Annotated in this window: 15 protein-coding genes and 1 pseudogene; 9 read left to right on the top strand and 7 right to left on the bottom strand. The window is 48.0% G+C overall.

What is annotated here, in order from left to right; genetic code table 11:
• Positions 1 to 202: 202 nt before the first annotated feature.
• The 3 genes and pseudogenes from secA to BFP76_RS01335 all read left to right on the top strand — a co-directional run.
• Positions 203 to 2,831 (top strand): annotated as a pseudogene (gene secA / locus BFP76_RS01330) (preprotein translocase subunit SecA); the annotation flags it as partial.
• Between the two features lie 11 nt (positions 2,832 to 2,842).
• Positions 2,843 to 2,983, top strand: a complete 141-nt coding sequence (locus BFP76_RS14850) for an SEC-C metal-binding domain-containing protein (RefSeq protein ID WP_476704002.1) — start codon at positions 2,843 to 2,845, stop codon at positions 2,981 to 2,983.
• A gap of 156 nt (positions 2,984 to 3,139) precedes the next feature.
• Positions 3,140 to 4,615 carry a substrate-binding domain-containing protein gene (locus BFP76_RS01335; RefSeq protein ID WP_165775625.1) on the top strand — a complete coding sequence of 492 codons (1,476 nt, stop codon included), beginning with the start codon at positions 3,140 to 3,142 and terminating at the stop codon, positions 4,613 to 4,615.
• Here BFP76_RS01335 and radC read toward each other — a convergent pair whose 3' ends face one another.
• Genes radC through sfsA form a run of 3 tightly spaced genes read right to left on the bottom strand, consistent with a single transcriptional unit; the run spans position 4,616 to position 6,953 of the window.
• Positions 4,616 to 5,359, bottom strand: a complete 744-nt coding sequence (gene radC / locus BFP76_RS01340; RefSeq protein WP_099591370.1) for a RadC family protein — start codon at positions 5,357 to 5,359, stop codon at positions 4,616 to 4,618.
• 38 nt (positions 5,360 to 5,397) lie between these two features.
• The gene (map, locus tag BFP76_RS01345; RefSeq protein WP_099591371.1) at positions 5,398 to 6,234 is read right to left on the bottom strand and encodes a type I methionyl aminopeptidase; all 837 of its coding nucleotides are present in this window, start codon (positions 6,232 to 6,234) and stop codon (positions 5,398 to 5,400) included.
• 2 nt (positions 6,235 to 6,236) lie between these two features.
• Positions 6,237 to 6,953, bottom strand: coding sequence for a DNA/RNA nuclease SfsA (gene sfsA, locus BFP76_RS01350; protein WP_099591522.1), 717 nt, complete (start codon positions 6,951 to 6,953; stop codon positions 6,237 to 6,239).
• 41 nt (positions 6,954 to 6,994) lie between these two features.
• On the opposite strand from sfsA, the gene BFP76_RS01355 reads away from it, so the two are divergent.
• Both BFP76_RS01355 and BFP76_RS01360 read left to right on the top strand, forming a co-directional pair.
• The gene (locus tag BFP76_RS01355) at positions 6,995 to 7,726 is read left to right on the top strand and encodes a competence/damage-inducible protein A (protein WP_099591372.1); all 732 of its coding nucleotides are present in this window, start codon (positions 6,995 to 6,997) and stop codon (positions 7,724 to 7,726) included.
• The gene (locus BFP76_RS01360; protein ID WP_099591373.1) at positions 7,723 to 8,421 is read left to right on the top strand and encodes a GNAT family N-acetyltransferase; all 699 of its coding nucleotides are present in this window, start codon (positions 7,723 to 7,725) and stop codon (positions 8,419 to 8,421) included. The genes BFP76_RS01355 and BFP76_RS01360 overlap by 4 nt, the downstream gene beginning before the upstream one ends.
• On the opposite strand, the gene BFP76_RS01365 is transcribed toward BFP76_RS01360, so the two are convergent.
• The 3 genes from BFP76_RS01365 to BFP76_RS01375 all read right to left on the bottom strand — a co-directional run bounded on the left by BFP76_RS01365 (position 8,418) and on the right by BFP76_RS01375 (position 11,786).
• Positions 8,418 to 9,413: a fatty acid desaturase gene (locus tag BFP76_RS01365; protein WP_099591374.1), complete on the bottom strand. Its 996-nt coding sequence runs from the start codon at positions 9,411 to 9,413 to the stop codon at positions 8,418 to 8,420. The two genes, BFP76_RS01360 and BFP76_RS01365, sit on opposite strands and share 4 nt — an antisense overlap.
• A gap of 70 nt (positions 9,414 to 9,483) precedes the next feature.
• Positions 9,484 to 10,392 carry a LysR family transcriptional regulator gene (locus BFP76_RS01370; protein ID WP_099591375.1) on the bottom strand — a complete coding sequence of 303 codons (909 nt, stop codon included), beginning with the start codon at positions 10,390 to 10,392 and terminating at the stop codon, positions 9,484 to 9,486.
• A 77-nt stretch (positions 10,393 to 10,469) separates the two neighbouring features.
• Positions 10,470 to 11,786 carry an alpha/beta hydrolase gene (locus BFP76_RS01375; protein WP_099591376.1) on the bottom strand — a complete coding sequence of 439 codons (1,317 nt, stop codon included), beginning with the start codon at positions 11,784 to 11,786 and terminating at the stop codon, positions 10,470 to 10,472.
• A 219-nt stretch (positions 11,787 to 12,005) separates the two neighbouring features.
• Between BFP76_RS01375 and rimP the strand changes: the two genes are divergently transcribed.
• Genes rimP through infB form a run of 4 tightly spaced genes read left to right on the top strand, consistent with a single transcriptional unit; the run spans position 12,006 to position 17,326 of the window.
• Positions 12,006 to 12,557, top strand: coding sequence for a ribosome maturation factor RimP (gene rimP / locus BFP76_RS01380; protein ID WP_099591377.1), 552 nt, complete (start codon positions 12,006 to 12,008; stop codon positions 12,555 to 12,557).
• Positions 12,558 to 12,561: 4 nt separating this feature from the next.
• A complete protein-coding gene (gene nusA / locus BFP76_RS01385; protein WP_099591378.1) occupies positions 12,562 to 14,181 on the top strand; it encodes a transcription termination factor NusA in 1,620 nt (539 codons plus the stop codon).
• A 24-nt stretch (positions 14,182 to 14,205) separates the two neighbouring features.
• Complete coding sequence (locus BFP76_RS01390; protein WP_099591379.1) at positions 14,206 to 14,817, top strand: RNA-binding protein; 612 nt, start codon at positions 14,206 to 14,208, stop codon at positions 14,815 to 14,817.
• A gap of 31 nt (positions 14,818 to 14,848) precedes the next feature.
• Positions 14,849 to 17,326 carry a translation initiation factor IF-2 gene (gene infB / locus BFP76_RS01395; protein WP_099591380.1) on the top strand — a complete coding sequence of 826 codons (2,478 nt, stop codon included), beginning with the start codon at positions 14,849 to 14,851 and terminating at the stop codon, positions 17,324 to 17,326.
• 9 nt (positions 17,327 to 17,335) lie between these two features.
• On the opposite strand, the gene BFP76_RS01400 is transcribed toward infB, so the two are convergent.
• Positions 17,336 to 18,160: a hypothetical protein gene (locus BFP76_RS01400; protein WP_133117364.1), complete on the bottom strand. Its 825-nt coding sequence runs from the start codon at positions 18,158 to 18,160 to the stop codon at positions 17,336 to 17,338.
• Between the last annotated feature and the right edge of the window lie 13 nt (positions 18,161 to 18,173).

An 18,173-nucleotide genomic window follows, 5' to 3' on the forward strand; every position in this document is an offset into this window, starting at 1 on the left:
GCGCACCAGATGGGGCGAAGTTGACAGCACCGATTTCCCTGCTTACATGCCTTAATCGGCGTATTCGCGTATGGATCAAATGCTTTTGCATCTTCTTATGACCAATGGTCACGACGGGCAAGTGATAGCAATCAATATCCCTTCACGCTTGCGTTAAATTTTCAGGCTGGAAAACCAGCACTTGACGAAAAACGGAGCAGATATGCTTGGCATTAGCACATTGTCGAAAAAGATTTTTGGCACACATAATGATCGCACGATTAAATCGGTTCGCCCATTGGTGGACAAAATCAACGCCCTAGAGGATGATTTTGCGAAGCTAACCGATGCTGGCATTGCTGCCAAAACCGAAGAATTCAAAACCCGCCTTGCAGGTGGTGAAAAACTTGATGCGCTGTTGCCAGAGGCATTTGCAAACGCAAGAGAGGCCGCAAAACGCGCGCTTGGTCTGCGTGCCTATGATACCCAACTTATGGGCGGTATCTTTCTGCACCAAGGTAATATCGCCGAAATGAAAACAGGCGAGGGTAAAACCCTTGTGGGTGTGTTCCCCGTTTACCTGAACGCATTGACGGGTCGTGGTGTTCACGTTGTGACCGTAAACGATTATCTGGCCACGCGTGATGCGGAATGGATGGGCAAGGTTTATTCTGCACTTGGCATGACAACAGGTGTTGTGGTTCCAAACATGGTCGAAGCAGACAAAATCGCGGCCTATGCTGCCGATGTCACCTACGCCACAAATAACGAACTTGGCTTTGATTATCTGCGCGACAATATGAAATCTGATCTGTCTCAAATGGCACAACGCGATCACTATTTCGCGATTGTTGATGAGGTGGACAGTATCCTGATCGACGAGGCGCGAACACCGCTTATCATTTCTGGCCCATCTGAAGATAATTCAGAGCTTTACGTTCAAATGGATAAATTGGTTCCCGAATTGACCGAGGAACATTACACCATTGATGAAAAATCCCGCGCATCCAACCTGACAGATGAAGGTAATGATTTTGTCGAACAGCGCTTGTTGGGTATGGGTATTTTGCCAGAGGGGCAAACATTGTATGACCCCGAAAGCACAACAGTTGTTCACCACATCAACAACGCCCTGCGTGCACATGTTTTGTTTAAGAAAGACAAAGATTACATTGTGCGCGACAACAAGGTTGTGTTGATCGACGAATTCACCGGCCGCATGATGGCGGGCCGTCGCCTGTCCGAAGGATTGCATCAAGCGATCGAAGCCAAAGAAGGCGTCAAAATCGAACCTGAAAACGTGACATTGGCGTCGGTGACGTTCCAAAACTATTTCCGCCTGTATGACAAATTGGCGGGCATGACAGGTACGGCACAAACAGAGGCCGAAGAATTTGCGCAAATTTATGGACTGGGTGTGGTCGAAGTTCCAACAAACCGCCCCATCGCGCGTATTGACGAACACGATGCAATTTATCGCACAGCAATTGAAAAATACCGCGCGATTGTATCAGAAATCGCCATTGCGCATGCCAAAGGTCAGCCAACATTGGTTGGTACAACATCAATCGAAAAGTCCGAATATTTGTCGGAAATGTTGTCAAACCCAAAAACACTAACTGAAATCGCATCGCGACTTCGCCAAACCGCTAATAACTTCAAAAAGGATTCAGAAAAGGAATCTTTTTTGAACGGTGCCGAAGCGCTAGAAAAATTTGCCAAAAACAAAGACGGCATTCCCCACAACGTATTGAACGCACGTTTCCACGAACAAGAGGCACAGATCGTCGCCGATGCGGGTAAACCAGGTGCGGTGACAATTGCCACCAATATGGCGGGTCGTGGTACAGATATTCAGTTGGGTGGCAATGTCGATATGGTCGTGAATGCCAAATTGACCGAACTTGGTGATGATGCCGACCCCGTGCAATTGCGCAAAGACGTGCAAGCCGAAATCGCCAAAGACAAAGAAGCCGCGCTTACTGCTGGTGGCTTGTTCGTTCTGGCAACAGAACGTCACGAAAGCCGTCGCATCGACAATCAGCTCCGCGGCCGTTCTGGGCGCCAAGGTGATCCGGGGCGTTCGGCGTTTTACCTGTCCCTAGAAGATGATTTGATGCGTATCTTTGGATCAGAACGGCTTGATTCTGTACTGGGCAAACTTGGCATGGCAGAGGGCGAAGCCATCATTCACCCGTGGGTCAACAAATCGCTAGAAAAAGCACAAGCCAAGGTCGAAGGCCACAACTTTGACATTCGTAAACAATTGTTAAAATTCGACGACGTCATGAATGATCAACGTAAGGCGATTTTTGAACAACGCCTTGAAATCATGAAGGCCGAAGATCTGTCCGAAATCGTCAAAGACATGCGCGACGAGGTCATCGACGATCTGGTTGACGAACATATCCCCGCCAAAACATATGCCGATCAATGGAATGTTGAAGGATTATATGGCAAGGTTTTGGAAATTCTTGGTCTTGATTTACCCGTTGTCAAATGGGCCGCCGAAGAAGGCATTGATGACGAAGATATCCGCGAACGTTTGTCTGAAAAAGCTGACGAAGCGATGGCCGCCAAAACGCGTGACATTGGCGGCGATCAAATGCGCCAAGCGGAAAAGCATTTCTTGTTGCAAATCATTGATGGCAAATGGCGCGAACATTTGGTCACGTTGGAACATTTGCGTTCCGTGGTTGGCATGCGCGGATATGCCCAACGTGATCCACTAAGCGAATACAAAACCGAGGCATTCGCCCTATTTGAATCCATGCTTGATTCATTGCGAAGCGACGTGACCCGCACCTTGGCCATGATCCGCAAACCCACCGAAGAAGAGCAACAGCAAATGATCATGGAACAAATGGCCGCTGCTGGTGTTGTTCCAAACGGAGCGGACACATCCGATGACGTGGATCAATCGGAATGGCCCGCGGTTGCGCGAAACGACGCGTGCCCATGTGGGTCAGGCAAAAAATATAAACATTGCCACGGCAAACTGTAACAAAGGCACCTTCGGGTGCCTTTTAATTTTTAAACAACATCACTTTGTAAAATACAGGATTGGTACAGGTTTTTGTTGATCAAACAAAAAACCTTGTAAATACCTGCACCCATGGTTTGTTTGATATTCAAATTTCTGCGCGTTTTCAGCGTTTTTATGGCCACGATTTTTTTCGGTGCTGTGGTTGCGAGTGCACAGGACGTGACAATTTCCACCAAAGATAAGGCACTGTCGATCACAGGCCAAATTCTGTTTTTCAACGATGAATATATTCGCCTGCAAACTCCGCAAGGGCCGATCACATTACATGCGGATGGGCTTTCATGTGATGGACACAATTGCCCAAAACCAGAACAGCGCCTTGCGCGTATCGGCTTTGCTGGACCTGGTGGTTTGATATCCAATTTTATCCCAGAACTTGCAAACCGTTCCACATCATTTGGTGATGGGAATATTCACGTTACCACGTCCAACGATCCGTCACCACATCAGGCACATTCGCCAACGCTTGAAATCAGCCTGACCAATCGCACCCTGACACCAGAGCAACAAACAACTGTTCGCCAACCAACATTATTTATCGGGCAAACACCAAATGCGATGGATCAACATCGCCGTTCCGTCATTGCATTTGATGGTCTGGTTCCGATCGTCAATCCCTCAAACACCATCCAATCAATTAGCGTCACCATGATCCGTAAAATTTTGCGTGGTGATGTGGTCAATTGGAAACAATTGGGGGGTGAAGATCGTCCAATTTCTTTGCATCTTCCCAAACAGATTCTGCAATCCAAAACGGATTGGCCAAAACGTTTGGCAAATGCGTGGCCTGATAAATCAAATGCCCATATTTTGATAAGCAATAATACTAAACAGGTCGAAGATTTGGTCGATCGCAACCCTGACGCCATTGGGTTTATTCCATTTTCAGCGGTGAAAAATGCCACCGCCATACCGGTAACAACACCATGTAATTTGATGTTTCATGCCGATTTTTTCACCATAAAATCAGGGGAATATCCGCTCGCGTATCAATACCATATGTTTCGCCCAACGAAACGTTTGCCACGCTCTGCCCGCGCATTTTTGGCCGAAATTTATTCCCCGATAAGTCAAAGCATATTGGAAAAACAAGGGTATCTAAGCCTTTGGCCTGATACGCGATCCTTTTCTTATCAAGGGGATCGGCTGGCCTATGCGTTGCAAAATATTTCTACCCAAGAAGGTTTGGAATATTTGCAAGACATGGTTGGCACACTTTCAAATGCTCGCCGCATGTCCATCACATTTCGCTTTGATTCAACGGGGCAAAGACTGGATCTGGCATCCGCCGCCCAAGCACGCGTCTTACGACATGCAATTGAATCAGGTGTTTATGATGACCAACAACTGATATTTGCTGGCTTTGCCGATAATCGGGGCGATCATGCCAGCAACCAAAAGTTATCACTCGCACGCGCCAACCAAGTACTTCGCCAAGTTTTCAAAGATACATTGATTGATGACCTTGATCCAAAACGCGTTATCGAAAAAGCATTTGGTGAAATTGCCCCCGTTGCATGCAATGATGTCGCCTATGGACAGGCATTAAATCGCCGTGTGGAATTATGGGTGCGCGATCAGCCTGAATGATCAAAGCAATCCTAACGAATGAAAGCTTGCATCGGTTTCTTTGCCAATCACGATATGATCGTGAAGCGTAATATTCAGCGCCAGCAATGCATTTTCAATACGCCGTGTCATATCAATGTCTGCCTGGCTTGGTGATGGATCGCCCGATGGATGGTTGTGCACCAAAATGATTGCGCTTGCGTTTAATTCCAATGCGCGTTTGGCAACCTCTCGCGGATAAACGGGGACATGATCAACAGTGCCACGTTGTTGTTCCTCATCCGCAATCAACGTGTTTTTGCGATCCAAAAACAAAATCCGAAATTGTTCGGTATCACGATGCGCCATGACCGTTTTACAATATACCATTAAGGCATCCCATGATGATAAAACATCCTGTCCCAATACCCGCGCCTGTGCCATGCGATGGCCCGCGGCCTCGATGATTTTTAATTCTTGCGCAACAGCGGGGCCGATCCCTTTGATTTCAGCAAGCCGCCCAATCGGTGCAGCCAGCACGCGATTAAAATCACCAAATTCCTTGATCAATTTATGCGCTAATGGTTTCACATCACGCCGTGGAATGGCGCGAAACAGGATCAATTCCAAGATTTCATAATCGGGCATTGCCGCAGCACCGCCCTTAAAAAATCGATCTCGCAGGCGCGCGCGATGGTTTTTGCGAAAATCTTCCACAACCACAGGTTTGCCCGTGAAAAGATCGGGGAGAGGCGATTCTTGAAAGCTACTACGTTTACTGTCCATATGTTGACAGTGGCGCGACTTGGTTAACGAATGTTAAATCAATCCCAAGTCGGGTGAAATTTTCCGGCAGGTGACAGAGTGAAAATTTCAACACCATCGGATGTTACACCAACAGAATGTTCAAATTGTGCGGATAGCGATTTATCACGCGTTACCGCTGTCCAATCATCGGCCAAGATTTTGGTTTCTGGGCGGCCAAGGTTCAACATTGGTTCAATGGTGAAAAACATGCCTTCTTCCAATACAGGGCCAGAACCCCAACGGCCATAATGCAAAACATTTGGCGCGGAATGAAACACGCGCCCCAAACCATGCCCGCAAAAATCGCGCACAACCGAACAACGCTGTGCCTCTGCATAGGTTTGGATTGCGGCGCCAATGTCACCAAATGTATTGCCAGGTTTCACCTGATCAATACCCAGCATCAACGCGGTATGTGTTACATCAATCAAGCGCTCTGCTTTGCGGCTCCGCTTGCCTGCCACATACATGCGGGAATTATCGCCAAACCATCCGTCCAAAATAACAGTCACATCGATATTTAGAATATCACCATCGCGCAGTTTTTTATCGGACGGAATGCCATGGCACACAACGTGGTTTATGGAAATACAGGTGGCATGTTGATATCCGCGATACCCAATTGTTGCGGATTTTGCACCCGCGTCATTCACCATTTTTTCAACAGCCTTATCAAGCGCGGCGGTGGTGACACCAACCTCGATCATCGGGGCGATGTTGTCCAAAATTTCGGCAGCCAAACGCCCAGCGCGGCGCATGCCTTCGAATTCTTCGGGGGAATGAATGGTAATGCCATCGGCATTAATTCTGGGTTTGCTGATCACGTGATATGCCTGTTTTAATACTGATTGCATCCTTAGACCGAAAAGCGGCCCGATGCCAAGGGTAGTCTTTTGCCAATAAATACTTCGTTAGGGGACAGAACGGTATCGTAAACCAGCAAGTCCACCCCCGCCGATAGCGCTTGTTCATAGGCGGCAAAATAAGTTGGGTCAATATCACCCGCCACGCGAAACGATGCCGCATCATCACGTTGCACCAGATATAAGATCGTTGCACGATGCCCGTTGGCCACCATATTCGCAAGCTCGCCCATGTGTTTTGCCCCACGTGCGGTCACGCTATCTGGGAATTCTGCGATACCTGATTTGCGCGAAAGAGTGACGCTTTTGACCTCTAAATAATGATCCGGTTCACCATCCGTTGTTAGCAGTAAATCCACACGTGAATTTTCGCCGTATTTTACCTCTGCTTTGACGTGATCAAAAACAAGTTCTGGTATCGCCTTGTTCGCCAAGGCTTCTTTTATAATTTTATTTGGCATGGCTGTATCAACGCCAATTAATGTCCCATTTTCAAGCTCGGCTAATTTCCAAGAATAATTCAACTTTCGTTTTGGATCATCATTTGGCTCGACCCAAACCTTGAGTCCGCGCGCATTCATCCCTAGCATGGAACCAGGATTGGCAACATGCGCTGTGACAGCGCTGCCATCTTGCAATATTATGTCTGCCAAAAATCGCTTATATCTTCGCTCTAATATTGCGGGAACTAGGGGTCTGGTAAATTTCATGCTAGCAGATTTACGAATATGTTGAATAAAGGACAATACCAATGAAAAACCCAACCGCGGCGATGCTGGTGATCGGCGATGAAATACTGTCGGGGCGCACGCGCGATGCGAATATGCACCACTTGGCGGGTGAGCTGACCAAGATTGGGATTACCCTGACAGAGGTACGCGTTGTTGCCGACGAGGCAGATGATATCGTGCGTGCCGTAAATGAATTACGTGCACGGGTTACATATGTTTTCACCAGCGGTGGCATTGGGCCAACACATGATGACATCACGGCCGATTGCATTGCCGCGGCATTTGGGGTGGGCATTGATGTCCGTGCCGATGCGCGCGCCGTATTGGCGATGAATTACGAAAATGGCGAGGCGGATTTAAACCCTGCGCGGTTGCGCATGGCGCGTATTCCAGATGGCGCAACCTTGATTGAAAATTCCGTGTCTCGCGCACCGGGATTTAGCATTGAAAATGTCCATGTCATGGCCGGTGTGCCAAGCGTTTTCACCGCGATGGTTGCTTGGTTATTGCCACAGCTACAACATGGCGCTGCGGTTGTTTCAGATAGTTACCGCGTCGACCTTCCTGAAAGCGTGATCGCTGGGCCTTTGGGTGAAATCGCGGATGCATTTCGTGAATTATCCGTTGGTTCATATCCGTTTTTCGAAGACGGTAAACATGGCGCAAATCTGGTTGTGCGCGGCACTGATGCGTCACTGGTTGCACAGGCAATGGATCGTATCAAATCCGCATTTTCAGGACGCATCGCATGAGCTGGATCAAACCCGATATTGAAACGCTTTATGATACCATTGATGCAACATGGGCACCGTTTGAAATTCAAACACTAAACGGTTGGCAAATTCGAGAAGGTCGTGGTGGTGGAAAACGTGTAAGCGCCGCGACGCAAACCGAATCCAATGCCATTATCGAAGAAGCTGAAAGCGCCATGACCGCATTGGGGCAACAGCATATTTTCATGATCCGCGCCGGATTTCCGACATTGGAAATTCAACTGGCACGGCGTCAATATTCAATTATGGATGCGACATTGATCATGGCATGTGAAACATCCAAAATTGCCGCAAAGCATCCTGTTGATGTTTCACAAGATCCATCTAAAACACAGGCTGAAATTTGGGGCGCTGGCGGGATCGGTCAAGAAAGGCTTGATGTGATGCGCCGCGTTCGTGTTCCAAAGACGTGCATATCAATCCAAAACAAAGCCGCAGCATTTGCGGCCATACACCAGGGTATTTGCATGGTGCATTGCGTGGAGGTAATTGAATCAATGCGCCGCCAAGGTTTAGGAAAACAAATCATGCAAGCAGTGGCCGAATGGGCCGCGCAAAACAAAGCCCATACGGTTTGTATCCTTGTTGTCGCTGCAAATCATGGCGCTAAAACCATGTATGAAAAAATGGGATTGGTTGAAGTTGGCAAATACCATTATCGCATCAAGCGTTAAACCAACGGTTTTTCACTTATGTCATTGGTAGCTAAACTTGCTATGGGAAAACCAACCATTTTTCCCAATTCTTCATCCCACAATTTCCAGCGGATACAGGATAATCCCTCAACCCAGCCAACTTTGACTGGGTTCAACATATGCGCAATTTCATCCTGACATTCCTTTAACCGATATGACGGGATGCGCGCATTCAAATGGTGTAAATCATGATAGGCAATATTCGCGGTCGCCAAATCAAATAGCCGTCCAAAATCCAAAATTGTCGTTCCTGTTAGTGCCGCGGTTTCAAAATCCAAATTTGGATGGCGCTCCCAATATGTATTTTCGAAATTGTGCTGCACATATGGAATGATTGATCCCGCGGTTGCGCCAAATATCGACGCCCACAACAGGATATAGATCCCCTCAAATCCCATCAATGCGTAAACGCCGATCCAAAAAACCAACAACAACAGATTTGTTGTCATTGCATCCAGAACACCTGTGCGCTTGATATTTTTTGGCCAACGGTAGCGAAAGAAAAATATTATTATGGGGCCGACAAAAAACAACGTGAATGCGCTTCGATAAATTCGATATCCCAAACGACGTGCAGGTGTCGTGGCATCATATTCCGCCACGGTCATGGTATATATTTCGGATGCATCCCGTTCATCGAGATTTCCAATATGCGCATGATGCAACCCATGATTATACCGCAGTGATCGAAATGGGGTCCATGTGATCCCTGACAACAATGTACCAACCATATTATTCATGCGCGATGTGCAAAAAAATGAATAATGTCCGCAATCATGTTGCAACATATAAAGCCGGATAATGCCGATACCTGTAAGAAGCACAAAGATGCTGCTTAACAACCAATGATCATAGAAAATATAGGCGAGCGAAAATGATCCAAGGTAAAATGCGATGGTCAACGTTAAATCCCGCGCCGCTAACCCGTTGTTGGCTTGCGCGTATTTCTTGGTGAAATCTTTGATCTTCATCCGTACCTCAAATGTGTATCTTCAATAACCCCCACATGAAATCAAAATAATAATTAATGTAATAAATAACTTACGCCCAATCTGTCGCATCGCTATCTTTAAAATACGTGGCGAGAAAATCAATACATGCACGTAATTTTGGCTGTGTATATGTTGCAGGTTGGTATACAGCGTAAATTCCCGCTTCCAGTACAGGAAGTTGTTTTAACACCTGAACCAATGATCCATCCTTGAGCGCAGGGGATACCAAAAAGTTAGGTAATATCGTTAAACCTATGCCTTCTTTGGCGGCTGTCATCAATGACAAGCCATCATTAACGGTAAAATTCCCCGGTGTGCGAATTTGGCGTTCTTCTCCACTTGTCGCGGTAAGATTCCAAACCTGATTTACCGAACCTTGCGAATAATGCATCAAGCGATGCTCGGTTAAATCATCAATTGTGCGCGGCTCGCCGAATTTTTTAATATATTCAGGCGAAGCAACAATATAAAAACGTGCCGTTGCCAATTTGCGCGCCTTTAGCGAACTATCAACCAACTTTCCGATGCGAATGGCCAAATCGATGTTGTCTTGGGTTAGGTCAACAAACCGATTTGTCAGCTCCATATTCACCCGAATTTCCGGATATTGCGCCAAAAATGCACCCATCGCGCGGGAAATTTGATTACCGCCAAAATCCGTACTGGCAGAGATTTTTAACGTACCCTTTGGCGCGGCTTGCATCGATTGTACTTGTTCATCTGCAAAACGCACGTCTTCCAAAATTTTCGATACTTTGTCGTAATACGACTGTCCGATTTCCGTAGGGCTTACACGTCGTGTCGTGCGGTTTAACAGCGTTACACCCAATCGGGATTCAAGTGCGGAAATATGTTTGGAAATCGCAGATTTTGAAATTTTTAGCTTTCGCGCCGCCTCTGTAAAGCCGCCGTTTTCAACAATGCTGGTAAAGGCTTGCATTTCGCTCAGATGGTCCACATTCGATCTTTCTGTTGGTAATCACACAGGTTGCAACGCTAAATTTTTCGCACATCGGACACAACCAATTCTTTGGCTTAATTTCCCGTAATACGCCAATAGGGGCCAAGAGGTGTTTCGACGCGCTCTAACCCTTTGCGTATGTCCACCGGTTCGTTCAATTCAAATAGGTTTTTCATATCTGAAAGGATGGATTTGTTATCACCAAAATACGTGTGCCCGAAAAAATCTGATTTCACATTGGACGCATCAATCAAATCAATACCCTCCACAGGATTAAGCCCGTTTGATGCATCACCAATGCGGATCAACCCATTCACCGTTTCGGACATACGCAACGCTGTATCGTTGTCAGACGCATAAAGTGTGACCGGGCGCGAAAGCGTGCGAAACTTTGGCGCTAACCGTTCTTTGAAAACCTTAGCATCAATGTCGGGTGCTGCCAAAACCACCGTTGTGATTTTCGCGGCCGCGTCGGGGTCTTCGGCGATTAAATCGGCCAGCCCTTGGGATAAAATCCGTGTCCCCATCGAATGCGCGATCACGATCACACGCTCTGCATCTTGTGCTGTCAGTTCGCGTAAAAACGCGGTCATATCGGTGTAGGTGATTTCCGCGACTTGGCTGTCGTGGGTATAGGCGCTCCCCAATGCTTTGGATGGCCAGCTAAAGAAAAAAGTGGGCCCTTCAAATCCCAAATCATATTTTAGCTGTCCAGTGCGCCGCGCTGCTTTGTCAAAGCTGGTGTTGAATCCATGCACAAATGCTAAAATGGCTCGATCATCCAATTGGCTCAGATCATCACGCACGCCTGCCATAACTGCCTCTTTGCCATCCTCGGCAATCCATTGCAGAACAACATGCTTTTCTTCGTCAAAGCCAAATATTTTTTCGATAAACCAATTCGGCGATTCCAGTTCGCCCATTTCGTGATCGCGTGGGATTGATACCTCTGCCACGCCATAGCGTAATTCACCGTCAAAATTTCCGTATTGGCTTGTTTGATCGTCTTCGTCACGTTGATCCTCTGGCACCAAATTCCGATTTGTTGCGTAATATAGCTGAACAATTGAACTGGTTTCTTCGGGATCAAGATTTGCTTCGACACTTGGTTCCACAACGACTTCGGGCATGACAACAATGGGTGGCTCTAGCGTCACAACTGGATCAGACATCGGTTCTGATGGTGCGCTCATTGGGAAATCATTCTTTGGCACAGGTGCAGGCGCTGGGGGCGGAGGTGGCGGTGGCGGTGACATACCACCAGTGTTTGGTTCCGACGATATGTTTTCCGAAAGTTCCGGCGCACTTAGCTCTGACACAATCATCCACACACCAGCGAAAATCACCGCAAGGATTGGAATTACTAAAATCAACTTCAATCTGTTCATCATATGCCCAGCTTGTTTGTTTGAAATACCTTACCCTAACCCCAACATCTTAAATCTGTCTAGAACTCAACGGTTTTCGAATCCGCTTGCAGTTTATGAACAATCGCCCTATATGCACATCAACAGCGGCAAGTTTGGCTTCCAACCCCAAGCTTCCATCGAAAATATCCGACGGGCCGCGCGCCCGTTTTTTTGTGCCCAGAATTTGGGAATGGTAGAATAATGTCAGATTTGATTGCAAAAGCAGCGATAGACAAACGCATGGCATCCATCGTGCAACCCGTTGTCGAGGACATGGGTTACGAATTGGTGCGCATCCGCTTGATGTCGGGTAAATCAACAACGTTGCAAGTGATGGCCGAACGCCCAGATGGCGGGATCGAAGTTGACGATTGCGCCAAGATCAGCACCGAACTCGGCGCGATTTTGGATGTCGAAGACCCGATCGAAGCCGATTACGCGCTCGAAGTTTCAAGCCCAGGCATTGATCGCCCGCTTACACGGCTTAAAGATTTTGAAATGTGGCAAGGCCACGAGGCCAAAATCGAAACAACAGAATTGATCGACGGACAACGTCGTTTCAAGGGTATCCTGCGCGGTATTGAGGGCAACGAAGTACTGATTGAAATCCAACAGGGTACAATTGGTTTAGATTTTGAATGGCTGTCAGATGCCAAATTGGTTCTGACAGATGAATTGGTTGCGCAAACCCTGAAGGGGCGCAAAGACATTGTCGAAAGCGATTTCGATACGATTGAGACAGAAGAGGATTAATCCCATGGCTATCACCAGTGCAAACCGTTTGGAGCTGCTGCAAATCGCAGATTCAGTTGCCCGCGAAAAAATGATCGACCCTGATCTTGTTTTGCAAGCAATGGAAGAATCTTATGCCAAGGCTGCAAAATCAAAATACGGTGCCGATCTTGATATTCGTGCCAATATTGATCGCAAATCTGGCGAGCTTCAAATGACACGCGTGCGCGAAGTTGTGCAAGAAGTCGAAGATTATTCAACACAAATGACCGTCGAAGAGGCCAAAGCCCATATCGACAACCCAGAAGTGGGCAGCCTGATCATCGACGAATTGCCACCAATGGATTTCGGTCGTATCGCGGCGCAATCTGCAAAACAAGTTATCTTGCAAAAAGTACGCGAAGCAGAACGCGATCGCCAATACGAAGAATTCAAAGACCGCCAGGGCGAAATCATCAATGGTTTGGTCAAGCGTGTTGAATACGGCAATGTCATCGTTGACGTTGGCCGCGGAGAGGCAGTGTGCCGCCGCGATCAATTGATCAACCGCGAAATGTTCCGCAATGGCGACCGTATCCGTGCCTATATCAAAGAGGTACGTTCAGAAACACGCGGGCCACAAATCTTCCTTTCACGTACAGCGCCTGAATTCATGGCCGAGCTGTTCAAAATGGAAGTGCCTGAAATTTACGACGGTATCATCGAAATCAAGGCGGTTGCCCGCGATCCAGGTTCGCGCGCCAAAATCGGTGTTATTTCATATGACAATTCCATCGATCCTGTGGGTGCCTGCGTGGGTATGCGCGGCTCTCGCGTACAAGCCGTTGTAAACGAATTGCAGGGCGAAAAAATCGACATCATTCCGTGGAATGAAGATGCGCCAACATTCTTGGTCAACGCATTGCAACCTGCCGAAGTAACCAAAGTTGTTCTGGACGATGACGCAGAACGTATCGAAGTTGTGGTTCCTGATGAACAATTGTCATTGGCAATTGGTCGTCGCGGTCAAAACGTGCGCCTAGCTTCACAGCTGACAGGTTTGGATATCGACATCCTGACCGAAGCGGATGAATCAGAGCGCCGTCAAAAAGAATTCGAAGTACGTTCCAAATTGTTCATGGACACAATGAATGTCGACGAAGTCGTCGCACAATTGTTGGTATCCGAAGGCTTCGCATCACTTGAAGAAGTTGCATATGTTGAAATCGACGAATTGTTGGTGATCGAAGGGTTCGACCAAGACACCGCAGAAGAATTGCAAGCACGTGCACGCGAAAGCCTTGATGAACTTAACGCCAAGGCAATTGCCGAAGCCCGTGAAATGGGTGTGGAACAATCCTTGATCGATTTCGAAGGTCTGTCACCACAAATGTTGGTCGCGCTTGGCAAAGACGATGTGAAAACAATCGAAGATTTCGCAACCTGTGCTGACTGGGAGTTGGCCGGTGGTTACACAACTGTAAACGGCGAACGTCACAAAGATGACGGTATCTTGGAACAGTTGGATGTAAACTTGGAAGAAGCCCAAGAATTGATCATGGCCGCGCGTTTGCAGCTTGGTTGGGTTACAGAGGAACAACTGGCCGAAGATGCCGCCACCGAAGAAGACGGCGAAGGCGAAACATCACAGGAGACTGAAGCCTGATTTTTCAGGCTTCGGTAACGCCCTATGGGACGTGGTGCTCGGACACAAAAAACAGTCGAACAGACGCGGCGCTGTATCAGCACCGCGGCTGATTTGCCAAAATCGGAAATGATCCGATTTGTGCTTTCTCCCGATGGCGTGGTCACGCCTGATCTGGCGGAACGTCTGCCTGGGCGTGGCATTTGGGTATCGGCAACACGCGACGCACTGCAAAAAGCAATTGACAAAAAATTGTTCTCGCGCGGCGCAAAAGCACAAGCAACAGTTCCGGAAAATCTGCTATCATTGGTGGATCAACTGTTGGCAAAGCGTATTGCCGATCTTATATCTTTGGCACGGCGCAGCGGTGATGCAATGATGGGTTTTGAAACCGTCAAAGGTGCGTTGGTATCGGGCAAAGCGCGGGTTTTAATCCAAGCATTTGACGGCTCTGTCGGCCAGAAACAGAAATTACGCCCGCCAGAAGGGCGATATACTTACATCTCTTGTCTGACTTCTCCCGAATTGGGTTTGGCATTTGGACGAGACTATGCGATACACGCGGCGCTAACAGGCAGAGGACTCAGTAAACGGGTTGTCGCCGATGCAGTTCGCCTCGCAGGTATCCGCGCTAGCGATAAATCAGGTGAAAGCTGAATTTTTTCAGCATTGAAAGGTTAAAGTACGAATGAGCGACGATAAAAAACCATTGGGCCTTGGCGGTGGACGCCCGTCTTCGGGCCGCGTAAAGCAAAGCTTTTCCCACGGCCGCAGCAAATCTGTGGTTGTCGAGAAAAAACGTAAACGCGTAATCGTACCTGGCAAAGGTGGCCCTGCGGGTGCACAAGCACAGAAAGCCGCGGGCATTTCTGATGGCGAAATGGAACGTCGTCGCAAGGCACTAGAAGCCGCGCAAGCCCAAGAGGCAGAACGCGCCGCCAAAGAGGCAGCCGAAACCAAAGAACGCGAAGAAGAACGCGCCGCCCGTCGCCGTGAACGCGATGAAAAAGCGCGCGAAGAAGAAGAAATCGCACGCAAATTACGCGAACGCGAAGAAGAGAATAACGCACCAAAACCAGAACCCAAAGCAGAAGAAAAACCTGCTGCGAAAAAGGCTGTTGCGAAAAAGGATGAACCCGTTGCCGCCGATCCCGCAGCCGCACAAGCGGCAGAGGCACGCGGCCCAGCACGCGGTCCCGCAGCAAAACGCGAAACACCCCGTGACGATAAAAAACAACAACGCCCGTCCAAAGGTGGCGAAGATCGTCGTCGTTCAGGCAAACTGACAATTAACCAAGCATTGCGCGGTGGTGACGGTGGGCGTCAACGTTCATTGGCATCGATCAAACGCAAACAAGAACGCCAACGCCGTGAAATGGCAGGCGGTCAGCAAGAGCGCGAAAAGGTTGTTCGCGACGTGCAATTGCCACCAGCGATTACCGTCCAAGAATTGGCAAACCGCATGGCGGAAAAAACCAATGCTGTGGTCAAGGCTTTGATGACCAACGGTATCATGGCAACACAAAACGAAACGATTGATGCGGATACCGCGGAATTGATCGTCGAAGAATTCGGCCACAAAGTTGTGCGCGTTTCAGACGCCGATGTTGAAGATGCGATTCAAGCAATTGAAGATGCGCCTGAAACATTGCAACCACGCGCACCTGTGATCACGATCATGGGTCACGTTGACCACGGTAAAACATCTGTATTGGATGCTTTGCGTAAAACCAACGTTGTTTCAGGCGAAGCAGGCGGCATTACCCAACACATCGGTGCGTATCAAATTACCACTGATGATGGGACGTTGTTGTCATTCCTTGATACACCTGGTCACGCGGCATTTACATCTATGCGTGCGCGTGGTGCACAAGTGACAGACATTGTTGTTCTGGTTGTTGCCGCAAACGATGGTGTTATGCCCCAAACAATCGAAGCGATTGCGCACTCCAAGGCCGCTGGCGTTCCAATGATCGTTGCGATCAACAAAATGGACGTGGTCGGCGCCGATCCAAACCGTGTGCGCACAGAATTGTTGCAACACGAAGTGATCGTAGAAGGCATGTCAGGTGAAGTTCAAGATGTGGAAATTTCCGCATTGAACGGCACTGGTCTGGATAAACTGCTTGAGGCAATCGCGCTTCAAGCGGAAATTCTGGAATTGAAAGCCAACCCAGATCGCGACGCACAAGGTGCCGTGATCGAGGCGAAACTGGACACAGGCCGCGGCCCCGTTGCAACCGTATTGGTACAAGCGGGTACATTACGCAAAGGTGACATTTTCGTTGTTGGTGAACAATTCGGACGCGTTCGCGCATTGATCAATGATCAAGGTGATATTGTTGACGAAGCTGGCCCATCTGTACCAGTAGAGGTTTTAGGCCTAAACGGCACACCAGAAGCTGGCGATGTTTTGAACGTCGTTGAATCAGAAGCCAAAGCACGCGAAATCGCCGATTACCGTATTGGTGTTGCCAAAGACAACCGCGCTGCGGTTGGTGCAGGTACAACACTTGATCAATTGATGGCCAAGGCAAAAGAAGACGAAAACGTTTCCGAATTGCCAATCGTTATCAAGGCAGATGTTCAAGGTTCAACCGAAGCAATCGTTCAAGCGATGGAAAAAGTCGGCAACGACGAAGTCCGCGTACGCGTATTGCATTCTGGTGTTGGCGCAATCACAGAGTCCGATGTCACATTGGCAGAGGCATCTGGCGCACCAATCATCGGATTTAACGTACGTGCAAACGCACCTGCGCGAAATGCTGCAAACCAAAAAGGTGTGGAAATCCGTTATTATTCCATCATCTATAACCTTGTTGATGATATCAAAGCGGCGGCATCTGGTCTGTTGTCAGCGGAAATCAAAGAAACATTCATTGGTTATGCGACAATCAAAGAAGTATTCAAAATCACAGGTGTTGGCAAAATCGGTGGCTGTGAAGTTACCGAAGGCGTTGCACGCCGTTCCGCAGGTGTTCGCCTGTTGCGCGACAACGTGGTGATCCACGAAGGCAAGCTGAAAACTCTGAAACGTTTCAAAGACGAAGTGAAAGAGGTTCAAGGCGGCCAAGAATGTGGTATGGCATTTGAAAACTACGAAGACATTCGCGAAGGCGACGTGATCGAGATTTTCGAAACCGAAGAAATCGAACGTTCACTGTAACGCTGGGCATCAACCAAGCGTACGACAACGATCCAAAATGGCCCGCAGAATCTGTGGGTCATTTTCATTTGTCAGATGTTCATGACACAGCCAATAAATATATTTTTGAAATTCGGGGCGATCACGCCGTGCACGATTATACGTTTTGCGTAATCGTTCGTCTTCGTACACTTTGCGGCTAATGTGGTGAAACGCCGAACGCGCATATTGCACCGTATGTTTTCCATGAAACATCGCCTGTAAATTCACCGTTTGGTTTTGTGTAACCACATACCGACAAGAATCCAAAAGCCGATCAATCGCAGCGTTGGAAAAGCTCACCCGATCATTCAAATCAAACGGGCGAATGGTTGCGTATTTTTCGTGATGCAAATCACTACCCGTTGCTCCGTGAATGACCACTTGGCGTTCAGGTTCCATTTCCAAAACATCCGAAATAATGCGCGTGGTATCAACGGCGGCACCGCTGTCAATCAGACCCAGATTTTCACCCAAAACCACCAACACAAAATCATCAAATCCAAATGGGTGATTGAATGGTTTGATCGCTTCTGCGCATTGCATTTCATAAAACTTTGACGCCGTTTCAAAATCAACCGAATGATGATCAAATGCGGTGTTTGACAATGTGGTTTCGCCATGGGGTAAACAACGATCAATCAACCAAAACCCACCAAAAGCGTGACCAATTTTTAGGTTAAGCCCATCATCAACAACCCCATCAGACACCAAAACGTGAAGCCCCGCATCGCGCAACACATCCCCACAGGACTTGAGAAATGGCACGGCATCCATATCTGTGTTAGGTGGCAATAAAAGGTTTACCTGATCCACGTGATGATGACCC

Origin of the sequence: Paramylibacter kogurei (assembly GCF_002742285.1) — a bacterium.
GTDB classification, from domain to species: domain Bacteria; phylum Pseudomonadota; class Alphaproteobacteria; order Rhodobacterales; family Rhodobacteraceae; genus Amylibacter; species Amylibacter kogurei.